The following is a 15,008-nucleotide window of genomic DNA, read 5'->3' as shown; positions in this document are numbered from 1 at the left end:
TCACCGCCCCGCGACGTCGTACGGGAAGGACGGCAGTACGCCGATCTTGTCGTACTCCATCTTCGACGCGTCGAAGCCGGTCACCCAGTTGGCGTTCGTTACCTCGTTGCACTTGTACGACTGGTACTTGTCGTCGGTGACGGTACCGACCTCGACGTTGCTGAAGGCGAACCCACAGCCGCCGGCGTCCATGTGCACGCCGCGCGTTCCACCCGCGTCGGGCATCGACGGGTCGGGGATCACGTCTCCGACGACCAGCTGGTCGACCGTGTTCTGGACCGGGTGCGGCTCCTGGTTGTCGACGCCGTAGGTGTAGAACGCGCCCATGTCGCCGCTGTCCAGGCCGAGCTGCTCCAACCGGATGTACTTGAAGCTGTTGCCGGACGCGTACTGGTCGCCGTCCTTCACCTCGGGCCGGGACTCCAGGCTGATGCCGTAGCGCGCACCGTGCTTGACCTCGATGTTCGAGATCGTGTTGTTGCCGGTGTCCATCAGCTCGACGCCGGCCGAGTCGCCGGGGACCAGCTCGCCGATGTGGTCGATGAACACGTTCGAGATCGTGTGGTGGTTGCTCAGGTCGCCCTCACCCGGCCAGCCGCCCTCGACCTTGATGCCGTCGGCCCCGATGTTCTCCAGCAGGCTGTCGGTGATCCTGGTGTGGTCGTTGGCGAACAGCAGGTAGATGCCGGTGAAGCCGGTATCGGACAGGTGCATCCGGATCAGGTCGATGTTGCTCGTGTTGGTCAGCGTGATCGCACCGAATCGGTTCCGCGGCATCTCGATCTGCCGGTCGTACTCCGGGTACTTGTGCTCGACACCGGCGTCACCACCGGCCACCCAGCCGTTGCGGTACCAGCTGACGAAGTCGGAGTACTGAACGCCCAGACCGTCGAACGTGACGTCGTGCAGCCGGTCCTGCGGCGACTTGCCGGCCAGGTTGAGCACAGTCTTCACCGTCGGCCGCAGCACCTTGACGCCGTCCATGGTCCCGGCGCGCGGCTTGTAGTAGACCTCACCAGCCTTGTTGTCGACGTAGTACTCCCCCGCCTGGTCCAGGAAGCTCAGCGAGTTCTGGAAGAAGTAGCGGGAGCCGCCGCGGCTGTTGACCATCGCGTAGCGCGTCCAGTACTTCAGCGTGGTCTGGGTCTTCTTGAAGTTGGTGTCCAGCAGCGGGATGGTGTCGGTGAACCACGACCAGGAGCCACCGGACCAGATCGTCACCGACGCCTGGCTCATGTCCCAGCTGGGGTCCCAGTCACCAGGCTTGCCCCACAGCCAGTTGTGGACGTCCATCTTGTCCTCTTCGTAGAGGATCGACGTCATGTACGGCGACCAGGTGTCGTCGCTGCCCCGGTTGGGGTAGCGGGCGTTCGTCGCGCGCTTGCCGTCCTCGAAGAGCGTGTAGAACGGCTTGGACGCGTCGAACTTGGCCTTGTAGATGCCGTTCTGCGTCGGGGTCCAGCCGGTGATCTCCTCGGCGCCCTGCAGCTGCGCCTTGCCGGGACCGTCGACGCTGCGGTACACGACGCGGTGGCCGTTCTTCCCGGAGTCCTGCTCGTTCAGGTCGATGGTGGACGCGACCGGGTAGTCGCCGGCCTTCAGGTTGACCGTGATGTCGCAGTTCATCCGGTCGTTGAGGTGCTTGTTCCGGATCTCGTCACGGGCCCGGGTGACTGTCTTCCACGGTTCCTTCTCGGTGCCCTTGCCGGCGTCGTCGCCGTTCGGCGCGACCCAGAAGGTGTTGCAGTCGACGGCACCGGCGGGCTGGGCGTTGAATTGGATGGCGGCGACCGTCACCAGGGCAGCCGCGACCACCCCGGCGCCGACGCTGAGCGTCGTGCGCCTGGTTCTCTTGGACATTTTCGGGCGGGGTCCTCTCTCGGGGGAGGTCAGGCGCCGGCGTTGCCGTTCTGGCTGCGCCAGCGTTCGTACTCGAGCCGGGTCTTCTCGTTCAGGGGGTAGTAGTCACGCAGCGGGGCGCCCTCGTCGATGCGGCGCCGGCTGAACTTCTCCCACTCGTCGTGCTCGGCGGCCGCCGCGATGACGGACTCGGCACGCCGGCGGGGTACGACGACGGCGCCGTCGTCGTCGGCGAGCACCAGGTCCCCCGGCAGCGTGAGGACGCCGCCGACCGCCACCGGGACGTTGTACGCCCACGGGAACAGTTCGGACTGGGACGCGTAGTGCGGGGTGGCTCCGGTGGACCAGATCGGGACGTCGAGCTCCGACACCCGCGGTACGTCGCGGATCCGGCCGTCGACGACGATGCCGGCCCCGCCGCGGAGCTTGAAGTAGCGGACCAGCATGTCGCCGAAGCAGCCCGTGGTGTGGCTGCCGTACGCCTGGACCACCAGGACGTCGCCGGGCTGGATCTCGTCGAGTACGGCCCACAGCGCCGTACTGCGCTCGATGTACTCCTGGGTCTGCCCGTCGGCGATGTCCTCACGCTGCGGCATGAACTGCAGGGTCAGCGCGCGGCCGACCACCTTCCTGCCGGGAAACATGCTGGTCGGACCGTCGACGAAGGTCCGGCGGATGCCCTGGTTGTGCAACCGGGCGCAGGCGGTGGCCGACCCGATCCCGGACAGCCGCGCGACCAGGTCGGGATCCGGCGCCGGCGGGGTGTCGCCGCGCACCGGCAGATCCCAGACCGGCGTCACCGGAGCTTGTTCCGTGCTGCTCATATGTCTCCTCGGTACTCGATCAGTCAAGCGCCAGATGTGCGGCGCGGTAGGTGTTTCTGGTCAGCCGCAGGTCCAGCCGGATGGTCCGGCCCGGCGGCATCGTCACTTCGAGTCTGTTGCTGCCGACAACGACCGTGCGCGTCCCCGGCTCCGGCGGCCGCGACGTGTACGCCGGGGACGGCCCGGGGTACCCCCCGGTCGCGGTGGACACCGTCGCCTCGTCGATCCGGTCCGTGCCGAAGCTGCCGGCCTGCACGATCACGCGACGGGTCTGCGTCGCGGACAGGTTGACCAGCTGCAGACCGGTGCGGTCCGGCTCGACCGTGTCGACCAGCGCCGCGACGTCCGGCGGCAGTCCGGGCCGTCCGCGGTCGGCGTCCAGGTACAGGACACGCATCGGGAGCAGGCCGCCGTTGTAGAGCAGTTGCGGCGTACCTGTGGTCAGCTGCAGCAGCGCCTCGGTGGCGACCGGGTTGTGCCGCTGCCAGTGGTGGATGTTCATCTCGGCCGGGTCGACGGTGTCGACGGCCATCAGGTCCATCCGCCGCTGCACCTGCGACAGCGCGACGCCCAGCATCGCCTCCGGGTAGCCGGGGTTGTCGCCGGCCAGGTACGCGAGCCAGGGCGCCTCGTGACCGGCATCCTCCTTGTTGCGGAAGTCGCGGACGGTCCGCCAGTCGTAGCCGCTGCGCTCCCGCAGCTGGACCAGCCGCTCGCGGTCGCCCGCTTCGAAGGACGCCTGCCACAACCACATCGGCAGTCCGAGCTGCGGCGGCTGGTAGTCGAACCAGCCGTCGTCGTTGTGCCGGTTCGGGATCAGCAGCGTCGGGTTGGCGCAGTCCTCGCCGAGCTCGGCCTCCCAGCGGTCGCGGATGCTCATCTCGGTGTCGTCGACAGCACCGCTGACGCCACGCTCGTACAGGTGGTCGAGCAACTGCCGGGCGAAGTCCAGCCGCTTCTGGTCACCCGTGAGTACGGCGCCGTTCAGCGCGGCGACGCAGGCGGCCGAGCCGACGCTGTACACGCCGTGCGGCCAGTTCCAGCCGTAGTTGCCGCCGTACCAGCGACCGTCGTGCAGTTCGCCGACGATGCCGTTCGGGCCGACGTTGTCGGGCAGCAGACCGCCGTTGGCCTTGGCCCGCTCCTCCCACGCGTCCAGGTACTCCAGGGTCCAGTCAGCGAACCGGTCGCTGTGGTCGTACAGCCAGGCGTTCGCGGTCAGCGTGGTCGCGGCCAGGTTGACTGCGGTGTCACCAGCACCGAGTCGGCGGATCATCTCCGCGCCCATCAGGTCCGCGTTGTCCTTCAGGTCGTCCCAGCCTGAGATGCCGGGCACACCGGACAGCGGGAGCCCGAAGACACGCATCCGCTCCTGGTTGGTGCCGAACGTCCGCCACTCGTCGTTGATCCCCCACCGTGGACCGCCGGCGCCGTTGTGCGGTGCACGGATCGTCCTGGTCGCGGGATCGTAGTTACCGGTGGGCGAACCGGGGAGATACAGCTCGGCGAACCGGTACGCGCGCTCGCGGAACACCTCATCGGTCGGATCCGCCGCACACAGCGAGTAGAAGAAGATCATCGACTCGCCGATGTGGAACCAGTCGTACCCGCGCTCGAATTCGTCGACCAGGAACCCCAGGTCGGTGAGCTGCCGGGTGACACCTTCCCAGTGCCACTTCGACACGTCGATCAGGTCGTCCGCGCCGCCCAGCTGGTAGAGCACCGGCCAGTTCACGAACGCCTCGTAGAAGTCGTCCGCGCCGTCCCGGCTCTGCATCGGGCCCGCGTAGCGCAGGCCGCCGTCCGGCAGGCAATAGCGCTCCCGGAACAGCCACCAGCCCTCGTCCATCACGTCGAACAGCCGGCGCTGCATGATCGCCCACGCGGGCGGCGTACCGATCGGGGTCTCGGCCAGGACCGTTGTCTGCGTGGAATTCTTCGGGGTCATCCCTTGGTCGCTCCCGCGGTCAGGCCGCTGATCACGTGCCGCTGGAGCAGCACGAAGACCACCAGCAACGGAGCCACTGCGAGCAGCAGCGTCGGGAACACCACCGTGTAGTCGGTGGAGTACTGGCTGACGGCGGCGTACACACCGGTCGTCACGGTGTAGAGGCCGCTGCCGGGGCCGAGGATGATCTGCGGGTTCACGAAGTCGTTCCACACCGAGAAGGTGTTCAGGATGACCATCGTGACCACGGCCGGTTTCATCAGCGGGAACACGATCGACCAGAAGACCCGGTGCTTGCCGGCGCCGTCGACCGCGGCCGCCTCGTCCAGGCTGGCCGGGATCGTCATGATGTACCCGGCGTACAGGAAGATCGAGAACGGCAGCGTCAGGGTGGTCTCGAACAGCACGAACCCGGGGATCGTGCCCATCAGGCCGAGGAACTTCAGCGTGTACACGACCGGGATCACCAGCACCTGGCTGGGGATGAACGTCCCGGCGACGAACAGCAGCAGGAGCATCCGGTACCGGCGTTCGCTGCGCCGGGCGATCACGTACGACACCGGGCCGGCCAGCGCCACGGACAGCACGTTCACCGACACCACGAACAGGATCGTGACGGCGTACCCCTTGAGGATGTTGAAGTCCGGGTTCGTCGCGGCCTTCTGCAGGTACTCCGTGGTCAGCTGGTCCGGCGACAGCGAGAACGGGTGCGCCAGGATGTCCTGCTGCGACTTGAACGCGCTGACGACCAGCAGGTACATCGGCACCAGCATCAGCACGCTGGTCACCACCAGGAACGCGACCCGTCCCCAGCCCTTGGTCTTCCACGGCTTGAACTGCACAGTGGCCACCCGAGGCATCCGGAGCGCGCTCATGCCTGCACCCCTTGGTCAGCGCGCGCCCGCAGCCGGGCGACGGTCAGGGCGAGTCCAGCCGTGATGACCATCAATACGACGCTCTGCGCCGAGCCGAAGCCGAGCCCGTTGTTGTGGAACGAGTCCCACAGGATCAGGTACGCCGCGGTCTGCGTGGACCCAGCCGGGCCGCCACCCGTCAGCGACACCACCAGGTCGTACGTCTTGAGCAGCGCGACCAGCGACAGCACCAGGTTCACCGTCACGACAGGTGCCAGGGCGGGCAGCGTGACATTGAAGAACGTCTGCCTGGTGGTTGCACCGTCGATCCGGGCAGCCTCGAGCAGGTCCTTCGACACCGTCTGCAGACCGGCTAGGTAGAGCACGACGTTCACACCGAACCCAGCCCAGACCAGTACGGCGATAAGACTCGCAAGAGCCCATTTCGGGTCAGACAGGAACGGTAGGACCTCAGCACCCTTCGAGGTAAGCCAGCCGTTCACGACACCCGACGTACCGAGCACGGCGCTCCACAGGAAGCCGACGACCAGTGCGCTCAGCACGTGCGGGTAAAACAGCACGATGCGGAAGAACGCGTTCAGCCGGGAGGCACCGTTCACCAGCAGCGCGAACCCGAGGCCGAACACGCTGAGCAGGACAGTGCCGACAGCAGCGATCAGCAGCGTCACCCAGCCGGCCCTGATCGCTTCAGCGCTGTGCGTCAGGTTGACGTAGTTCTTGAGGCCGACGAACGCCGGGTTCGCGCTGTACCCGTCCCAGTCGGTCAGGCTGAGGTAGAGCGACAGACCGACCGGGACGACCAGCATGACGACGAACAGCGCCAGGGCGGGGCCGACCATACTGAGGGTGGTCAGACGGGCTCTCACGATTTCGAGCCCATCCAGCTGTCGATGCGGGCGGCGACGTCCTTCGCGCTCTTCCCCGTGTAGAGGCTCTGGACCGCCTTGTTCCATTCGCCGTTGAAGCCCTGCGGCAGCGTGTTCGCGCCGTACCCCTCACCCTGGGCGACCTGCTTCGGCGCCTGGTCGAGGATGTCCTGCACCTGCTTGCCGAGCGGCGACAGCTTCTCGGTGTAGCCCTTGCGGAAGTTGCCGTCCTGCGCGAGCTGGCTCTGGACAGCGGTCTTGTCGGTGACCAGCCACTGCACCAGCTTCACCGAGAGGTCGCGCTGCTTGGTCGACTTCAGCACCATGTACGGCGCGGCCATCGTGACACCCTGCGGGCCGGGCGACGGCTGCCCCTTCTCGGTGGGCGCCGCGAACACACCCAGGTCGAACGTGGGCTTCGCGTCGTCGGCGGTCCGGACGAACCAGCTGCCCATGACATACATACCGGCCTTGCCGGACAGGAAGTTGGTCTGTGCGCCGACGTCCTTCAGACCCAGCGCGTTCTTGTCGACGTACCCGTTCCTGATCCACGACTGGTAGCGCTCCAGCAGCGGCAGCATGGTCTCGCCGACCTTGGCCTGCTTGGAGTTGATCTGCTGGTACCAGTCCGGGTGCTTGGTCGCGATCGACGGGTCACTGAGCTGCAGCAACTGCAAGCCGGTCACGTAGTCGCCGGCCGTCTGCAGCGGCAGGTAGCCGGCGGCCTTCAGCTTGCCCATCGCGGCAGTCAGCTCGTCCAGGTCCTTCGGCGGCGCGCTGATGCCGGCCTTGGCGAAGGCGTCCTTGTTGTAGAACACCAGCGACTGCGCCTGCTGGCCGACGCCGACCGTGTACACCTTGCCGTCCAGCGAGGCCTGCTCCACCAGCGGCGTGTCCTTGGTCCAGGCCTGGTCGGTCAGATCGAGCATCTGCGGCGCCAGCACCTTGTCGGCCATCAGCGTCTCGACGACATCCGGCGCGTTGCCGGCCGCGAGCAACTGCGGCAGCGTGTCCTTCACACCCGACCCGGTCGGCGCCTCGATCTTCACGTCGACGCCCGGGTTGGCGTCCTCGAAGGGCTTGACCAGCCCCTCCCAGTAGCTCTTGGTGAGGTTGGGGGTGATGTTGACCAGCATCCGGACTTCGCCGGTGCTGTCACCAGCAGCACCCTTGTCGTCGCTGAAGCCGCCACCGCAGCCCGCCGCGCCCACCAGGATCACAACGGATGTCAGCAGGCCGAGCTTGCGCCCTGGTTTGCGTGCCGAACGAGCCATTTCCGGGTCCTCTCCAGATCGTCCCGGCGTCGGGGGCGGCCGGGCGTCGTTATCGAGTGACGATGCAGAGCGCCGCGCCGAAGTGTCAACGTTTACGCGACAAAGTGGACGCTATGAGTCAGAAGTCCGCGCCATATAGGGTTGGCAGAACACTGTGAACGGGGTCACCATGCAGCCATGCCCGATGCCGGAAGACCGAAGTCGCCGCTGACCCTGTCGGTGGCCGAGCGGACCGCGCTCAGCCAGCTCGCCGCCGCGCCGCGGACCACCGACGCCATGCGGCTGCGCGCCAGGATCGTGCTGGCCAGCGCCGAGGGACGGTCGAACAAGGCGGTCGCGGACCTGCTCGAGGTCACCCCCGGCACGGTCGGCAAGTGGCGCCGCCGCTTCCTCCGGATGGGCATGGCCGGCCTCGACGACGGGATGCGCAGCGGACGGCCGCGGATGGTCGACCGGGTGCAGCTGGGCGCTGTCGCGGCAACATCGATGGCCGATTCCGGACATCGGCCCTCGACGCGCGAACTGGCGGCGGCGTACGGCGTCTCGCAGTCGACGGTCGCGCGGCGCCGCCGGGAGGAGGTCCAGCACTATCGCTCCGGTGCTGGAATCGTCCTGGGCGCGGGTCGTCCCGCTCCGCCGGTCTCCAGTGACCCTGAGTTGCTGTCCGACCGGGTGTACGAGGCGATCCGCGGCTGGATACTGTCCGGCGAGCTCGCGCCCGGGATGCGGGTCGTCGAGTCCGAGATCGCGCGGGTGCTCGGGACCAGCCAGACCCCGGCCCGGGAAGCCGTACGGCGGTTGGCGCACGAAGGGCTCGTCACGTACCGGCCGCGGCTGGGCAACTTCGTCACCGAGATCTCGCAGGTCGAGGCTCGGGAGGCGCGCGAAGTCCGGGTGCTGCTGGAGTCCGCGGCGGCGCGGCGGGCGACCGGGCATGTGCCGCCGGAGGAGCTGGACCTGCTCCGGATCGAGGTGCAGCGGATGATCGAGGCCGCCGGTCACCACGACATCGGCGCGTTCCGCGAGGCCGACCTGCGGTTCCACCGGCAGGTGCTGGCGACCAGCGGTAACTCGATGCTGCTCCGCGTGTGGCGGACGCTCGAGCCGGCCCTGTGGAGCCTGCAGGTGGTCTCGAACGCGATGTACGCCGGCGACTGGGGCCTGATGGCCCGCCGCCACCTCGACCTGATCGAGGTCCTCAACGGCACCGACCCCGAAGACTCCGCCCGCCTCTTCGCCGCCCACGCCCGCGGCGAAAGCTCCATCACCAGACCAGCCGGCCACCATGATTGACGCCCATGTGCATGTGTGGGACCTCGCCCGGCGCGCCCTCCCCTGGCTCCCGGAAGGCCACCCCCTCCGCCGCGACTTCGCGCTGACCGCCTTCATTACCCCATCCACCGCCGCCCGCGCGCCCGCCCCCGGGCCGTTTGAGGGGTTAACCCGCACGGGTGCCCCTTTACCCACCCGGATGCGAGAGGTGAAGGGACACCCGCGCGGGTTAACCACTGAAATGGCTGGCGGCTGGGGCGTTGTGCTGGTGCAGGCGGATGCCGATCCGGGTGAGGTCGGCGACCTGCTGGCGGCGGCGCGCGAGAACCCGAGTGTGGTTGGGGTGGTGGGGTGGTTCGACCTGTTGGACTTTCCGGACCGGTTGCCTGACGACCCACGGCTAGTGGGGGTGCGTAGTCCGCCGCAGGACCAGAGCGATCCCGACCTTCTGACAGCTCCCGCGCACGTGCGCGGAGTGCGGGCCGCCGCCGACGCCGGCCTTGCCATCGATCTCCTGATCCGCCCCTCTGCCCTGATCGGCGCCGCTCGGCTCGCCACCGCCGTACCGGACGCCCGCCTGGTCCTCGACCACCTCGGCAACCCGACGACCGCCACCCCCGCGTGGCGCACCGGAATGCAGGCACTCGCCGAGTGCCCGAACGTCACCGTCAAGCTCTCCGGAACCGCCCACCTCGCGACCGACGACCTCCGCGCACTGGTCGACGTCGCCCTCGAACTCTTCGGCAGTGAACGGTTGCTGTTCGGCTCGGACTGGCCCGTGTGCACGCTGGCCGCCCCCCGCGCCGAGGTGATCCGCCGTACCACCGCACTGCTGCCACCCGCCACGCACAACGACGTGTTCCGTGGCACCGCCCAGCGCATCTACCGCCCCAGGGAGACCGCCCCATGACCGAATACACCCGGCGCCAGGTCCTCAAGACCGCCGGTGCCGCGGCCGGCACCGCAGTCGTCGCCGGCTCACTCACCCATCCCCTGTCCGCAGCCGCGACAACCGGCAGCGACACCAACCCCCTCAAGCTCTGGTACACCCAGCCCGCCACCGAGTGGCTCCAAGCACTTGCCATTGGCAACGGTCGGCTCGGCGCCATGGTGTACGGCGGGACCGCTACCGAGACGCTGCAGCTCAACGAGGACTCGATCTGGGCCGGCGGCCCGCACCAGTACGACGACCCGGTCGGCAAGGAGGTGCTGCCCGAGATCCGCCGGCTGATCGCCGAGGAGAAGTACCTCGACGCGCAGAACCTCGCCGACCAGCACTTCATGGGTCGCCCGACCGAGCAGATGCAGTACCAGCCGGTCGGCTACCTCTCGCTGGCCTTCCCGGGCATCGACGCGACCGCGGTCACGACGTACCGGCGGGAGCTCGATCTGACCACGGGGATCACGTCGGTCAGCTACGAGCACGCGGGCGTGCGCTACACCCGGGAGGTGTTCGTCAGCCATCCCGCGCAGGTGCTGGTGATGAAGCTGACCGCGAACCAGCGCGGTGCGCTCACCTTCGACGCGACGTACACCACCGAGCAGGCGGCGACACCCGCGGCGTACGACGAGCGCACGCTGGCGCTCCACGGCATCAGCGGCGACGCCGAAGGTCTGAAAGGATCGGTCAAGTTCTGCGCGCTGCTCCGCGCCTTCGCCGACGGCGGCACCACGACGGTTGCTGACGGCAAGCTCTCGGTCGCCGGCGCGGACGAGGTCACGCTGCTGTTCTCGGTCGGCACCAGCTACCGCAACTACCTCGATGTCGGCGCTGACCAAGTCGCACGCGCCGCCGCGCCGCTGACGGCGATCGGCCGACCGGCGTACGGCGCACTCCGGCACGCACACGTGGACGACTACCAGCGCCTGTTCGGCCGCCTCGATCTGGACCTCGGTACGTCGGACTCGATCGCCCTGCCGACCGACCAGCGCATCATCGCGTTCCGCAACGGCGGCGACCCGCAACTGGCCGCGCTGTACTACCAGTTCGGCCGGTACCTGCTGATCTCCAGCTCCCGCACGCCGGGTCAGCCCGCGAACCTACAGGGCATCTGGAGCTACAAGATGCTGCCCGAGTGGCAGTCCAAGTTCACCCTGAACATCAACTGCGAGATGAACTACTGGCCGGCCGGCCCGGCCAACCTCGCGGAGTGCTGGGACCCGCTGTTCCAGATGATCGGTGAGCTGTCGGAGTCCGGCGCGCGGACGGCGGCCGCCATGTACGACGCCCCGGGCTGGGTCGCGCACCACAACACCGACGGCTGGCGCGGGACCGCACCGGTGGACTTCGCGTACTACGGTGTCTGGCCGACCGGCGGTGCGTGGCTGTCGCTGCTGTTCTGGGAGCGGTACGAGTACACCGGCGACCTGGAGATGCTGCGGAAGTACTACCCGGTCCTGCGCGGCTCGGTGGAGTTCTTCCTCGACCAGCTGCAGACCGACGCGAAGACAGGCTGGCTGGTGACCAGCCCGTCGCACTCGCCCGAGCTCAAGCACCACGACTACGACAACGTCGGCGTGAGCATGTGCGCCGGGCCGACGATGGACACCGAGATCCTGCACGACCTGTTCAAGGTGTTCGGGCAGGCGACCGCGGTGCTGGGCGTCGACAGCACGCTGGCCGCAGCCGCAGCGGAAGCACGGTCGAAGCTGGCGCCGATCCAGATCGGGTACCTCGGCCAGATCCAGGAGTGGCTGATCGCCTGGGAGGAGGCCGCTCTGGAGACGAGTCGACATGTCTCACACCTGTGGGCCGTGTTCCCGAGCGACCAGGTGACACCCCGCCGGACGCCGGAGCTCGCCGATGCGGCGCGCAAGTCGCTGGAGCTCCGCGGGCCGGCCGTCACCGCCGGGTGGTCGCTGGCGTGGAAACTGAACCTGCGCGCGCGACTGCTCGAGCCGGACAACGCGTACAAGCACCTCACGCAGCTGCTGGGCCCCGGCCGGACCGCACCGAACATGTTCGACCTGCACCCGCCGTTCCAGATCGACGGAAACTTCGGCGGCGTCTCCGGCCTCACCGAGATGATCATGCAGAGCCACTCCGGTGAGGTCGCGCTGCTGCCGTGTCTGCCGACGGCGTTCCCGACCGGGAGCGTCCGGGGGATGCGCGCCCGCGGCGGCTTCGACCTGGAGTTCTCCTGGTCCGGCGGGAAGTTGGTCAAGGCGAAGATCCGGTCGCTGCTCGGCAACCGGCTGCGGCTGCGGACCGGCGCTCCGGTGGACGTGAAGTCGTCCGCCGGACCGGTCGCGTTCGCCAGGCCGGAGGACGGCGTGGTCGAGTTCCGCACCCGCGCCGGCATCGACTACTTCGTGGAGGTGCGCGCATGAACGCCCTGCGACTGACGATGCCGTTGCTGGTCGCCCTGCTCAGTGTCGGCGCCACCTCGCTGCCAGTTGCCAGTGCTACGCCCACTGAGCAGCAGACGACCGCCTGGCACGACGGTGCGCTGCAGGGCGATACAGCTGGCTTGGTATCGCGCTCAGACCTCGTCCAAGAGGGCCCTGCCTGGCGTTACTACCAGGCGATGCCGCTTGGAAATGGTGTGCTCGGCGCCTCGGTCTGGGCCGAGAAGGGGTACAGCGCTCAGCTCAACCGCGTGGACACGTTCCCGGACCTCAAGTCCGCCGGGCGCCTCGTCGTACCGGGGCTGGACTCGCTGATGCGTGCTGACGACTACAGCGGCCGGCTGTCGCTGTACGACGGCCAGGTCGTGCAGAGCGGCGGTGGAATGACCGCACGGTCCTACGTGCGTGCCGACGCGGATCAATTCGTTCTGGAAGTCACGGGCGCGGATCCGTCGCGTCCACAGACCGCCGACCTGAAGTTGTGGGCCGGTCGTACGCCGGCGGTCAGCGCCGCGAACGGGATCGCCGCGCTGGCGGAGACGTTCCACGACGAGGCGTCCGGCAGCATCACCGGTGCGGTCGCCGCGCTGACCGCACAGGCCCAGGGTGTCACCGCGTCGGTGGTCGACCCGCTGACGGTGCGGCTGACGTTCCGTCCTCGGGCGGACGGCAGCTTCCGGCTCGTGGTCGGCGTACCGTCGTACCGCGGTGGTGAACTGCGCGCCGCCGCCAGGCGGGCAGTGGTCGAGACGCCCAGTCATCACCTCGACTGGTGGCACGCCTTCTGGGAGAAGGCGGCGCCGATGCGGATCACGTCGGCCGACGGTTCCGGTGAGTACGTCGAGAACCTGCGGACGCTGCAGCTGTACACCATGGCCGCATCGATGCGCGGCGACGTACCGAGCACGCACGGCGCTGTCGTCCGGATGTTCTCGTCGTCCGGAGACCAGGCCGACTGGGCACAGGACTCGTACTGGCACTTCAACCTGCGGATGCTGGTCTCCGCGAACCTCGGCGCCGGCGTCGGCGAGCTCAACTCGCCGTACTTCAAGTTCTACCTGGACCGTGCCGAGCTGATGCGCGAGTGGACGCGGACGCACTGGATCGGCGGCGAGGGGCTCTGTCTGCCGGAGTTCATGCGGTACGACGGCACCGGTGACGGCTGTGACAACACACAGGAGCCCAGCTGGACGCGGAGGATCCTGACCAGTGGTCCTGAGCTGGTGAACAACATCTGGCAGCAGTACCGGTACACCGGCAACAAGGCCTTGCTGGACCGCAGCTATCCGCTGATGCGGGACGTGGCGCGGTTCTACCTGTCGGCCATGACGCCCGGTGCGGACGGCTACCTGCATCTGGAGCATGTGAACGCGCTGGAGGTGCAGTGGGACACCACTGACCCGGTGCCGGACCTGGCCGCGATGCGGGTGATCTTCCCGCTCGTCGCCGACCTGGCACAGACACGTGGGGACACCGCGCTGGCCGCGCAGTTGCGGGACGCGGTGGGCAAGCTCCCGCCGTTCCGGACCGTCGAACGCAACGGCGAGCAGGTGCTGGCGTGGTCCGGTACCGACGAGGCGGCCCACAACACGCAGAACCCGGAGATGGAGGCGCTCTGGCCGTGGGGCGTGTTCGACGAGACGTCCGAGGTGATGCAGGCGACGTACCGGCAGCGCGTGTACCCGCAGGACAAGGACTGGGGTATGGACGCGACCTGGGCCGCGCGACTCGGTCTGCCGGACGAGGTGAAACGGATGCTGCTGAAGGGCATCGCCGACTTCCAGATCTACCCGAACGGTTTCACCGTCCACCGCACCGGCCAGGAGGCGGTCCGCAACCACAGCTTCTACAACGAGTGGGGCGGTGTCCTGAGCACCGGCCTGCAGGAAGCCTTGGTCCAGTCGTACGACGGTGTCGTGCACGTCGCCCCGGCGTGGCCGCGGGACTGGGACGTCGCGGGGTCCGTGCAGATCGAGGGCGGGCACCGGATCAGCACCGAAGTGCACGACGGCGTACCGACGGTGGTCGGTATCCAGGCCGGCAGCCGGGAAACGCTGAAGGTGCGCAACCCGTGGCCGGGTCAGAAGGTTCGGGTGCTCGACGCTCAGGGGCGGGTCGTTGTCGGTGCCGGCTCGGCTGAGGTTCTGTCGGTCGCGGTCCTCCCGCACGCGACGTACACGGTGGAGCGTGTCGACGTGCCGCTCTCGTCGTTCACCTATGCGCCCTTGACCGGTCAGCCGGCAACCGCGGTCAAGACCGTGGGGAACCGGGTGCTGGGCATCAAGAAGAGTGAGCCGCCGTTGGCGAGCGACCTGGTGTCCGTGGTGGCGCCGGAGAAGCTGTCCAACCTGGTGAAGGCGCAGGTCGGCGCACCGATCTATGTCGACCGCAGCTACACGGTCAGTGAACTGCCCGGTCAGTTGAACGGGCAGGCGTTGGTCCAGGGTGCCAACGACGACTCCAAGGCGACCACACCGCCGGACTACCTGAAGCTCAACCTGACCCGTCCGGCCACGGTCTACGTCGCCTTCGATCCACGCGGCGAGAACGTGTGGTGGCCGGCGTGGCTGTCCGATTTCAATCGCACCGGCGAGACCGTCGGCACCACCGACCAGCGCCTGATCCTCTTCAAACGCGACGTACCCGCCGGACAGCTGACCCTCGGACCGAACTCCGGGGTGGCCGGCAAGGGCAATTCCACCTACGTCACGTTCGTGGTACCACGCTAGTCATGTTCAACC

At 68.1% G+C, this 15,008-nt stretch carries 10 protein-coding genes; 4 read left to right on the top strand and 6 right to left on the bottom strand.

Translation table 11 applies throughout. The features are described from left to right. Genes AB0I12_RS16950 through AB0I12_RS16925 form a run of 6 tightly spaced genes read right to left on the bottom strand, consistent with a single transcriptional unit; the run spans nt 1 to nt 7,647 of the window. Nucleotides 1-1,860: a right-handed parallel beta-helix repeat-containing protein gene (locus AB0I12_RS16950; RefSeq protein ID WP_359930074.1), complete on the bottom strand. Its 1,860-nt coding sequence runs from the start codon at nt 1,858-1,860 to the stop codon at nt 1-3. A 29-nt stretch (nt 1,861-1,889) separates the two neighbouring features. Next, nucleotides 1,890-2,684, bottom strand: coding sequence for a hypothetical protein (locus tag AB0I12_RS16945; protein WP_359930072.1), 795 nt, complete (start codon nt 2,682-2,684; stop codon nt 1,890-1,892). A 19-nt stretch (nt 2,685-2,703) separates the two neighbouring features. Next, complete coding sequence (locus AB0I12_RS16940) at nt 2,704-4,632, bottom strand: hypothetical protein (RefSeq protein WP_359930070.1); 1,929 nt, start codon at nt 4,630-4,632, stop codon at nt 2,704-2,706. Then, nucleotides 4,629-5,507: a carbohydrate ABC transporter permease gene (locus AB0I12_RS16935; RefSeq protein ID WP_359930068.1), complete on the bottom strand. Its 879-nt coding sequence runs from the start codon at nt 5,505-5,507 to the stop codon at nt 4,629-4,631. The genes AB0I12_RS16940 and AB0I12_RS16935 overlap by 4 nt, the downstream gene beginning before the upstream one ends. Next, on the bottom strand, nt 5,504-6,373 hold the full coding sequence (locus AB0I12_RS16930) for a sugar ABC transporter permease (RefSeq protein WP_359930066.1): 870 nt from the start codon (nt 6,371-6,373) through the stop codon (nt 5,504-5,506). The genes AB0I12_RS16935 and AB0I12_RS16930 overlap by 4 nt, the downstream gene beginning before the upstream one ends. Then, nucleotides 6,370-7,647: an extracellular solute-binding protein gene (locus AB0I12_RS16925; RefSeq protein WP_359930064.1), complete on the bottom strand. Its 1,278-nt coding sequence runs from the start codon at nt 7,645-7,647 to the stop codon at nt 6,370-6,372. The genes AB0I12_RS16930 and AB0I12_RS16925 overlap by 4 nt, the downstream gene beginning before the upstream one ends. Nucleotides 7,648-7,824: 177 nt before the next feature. On the opposite strand from AB0I12_RS16925, the gene AB0I12_RS16920 reads away from it, so the two are divergent. From AB0I12_RS16920 to AB0I12_RS16905, 4 genes are read left to right on the top strand one after another with little or no spacing between them, the layout of a single operon-like run. After that, nucleotides 7,825-8,940 carry an FCD domain-containing protein gene (locus tag AB0I12_RS16920; RefSeq protein WP_359930062.1) on the top strand — a complete coding sequence of 372 codons (1,116 nt, stop codon included), beginning with the start codon at nt 7,825-7,827 and terminating at the stop codon, nt 8,938-8,940. After that, nucleotides 8,933-9,829, top strand: a complete 897-nt coding sequence (locus AB0I12_RS16915) for an amidohydrolase family protein (protein WP_359930060.1) — start codon at nt 8,933-8,935, stop codon at nt 9,827-9,829. Before AB0I12_RS16920 ends, AB0I12_RS16915 begins: the two co-directional genes overlap by 8 nt. Continuing rightward, complete coding sequence (locus AB0I12_RS16910) at nt 9,826-12,249, top strand: glycoside hydrolase family 95 protein (protein ID WP_359930058.1); 2,424 nt, start codon at nt 9,826-9,828, stop codon at nt 12,247-12,249. Before AB0I12_RS16915 ends, AB0I12_RS16910 begins: the two co-directional genes overlap by 4 nt. Beyond that, a complete protein-coding gene (locus tag AB0I12_RS16905) occupies nt 12,246-14,996 on the top strand; it encodes a hypothetical protein (protein ID WP_359930056.1) in 2,751 nt (916 codons plus the stop codon). The genes AB0I12_RS16910 and AB0I12_RS16905 overlap by 4 nt, the downstream gene beginning before the upstream one ends. The last annotated feature ends 12 nt before the right edge of the window (nt 14,997-15,008 follow it).

Origin of the sequence: Kribbella sp. NPDC050459, from assembly GCF_040655315.1 — a bacterium.
Classification (GTDB): Bacteria; Actinomycetota; Actinomycetes; order Propionibacteriales; family Kribbellaceae; genus Kribbella.
Note: the sequence above shows the minus strand (reverse complement) of the source record. Positions and strands in the feature narration are given on the sequence as shown.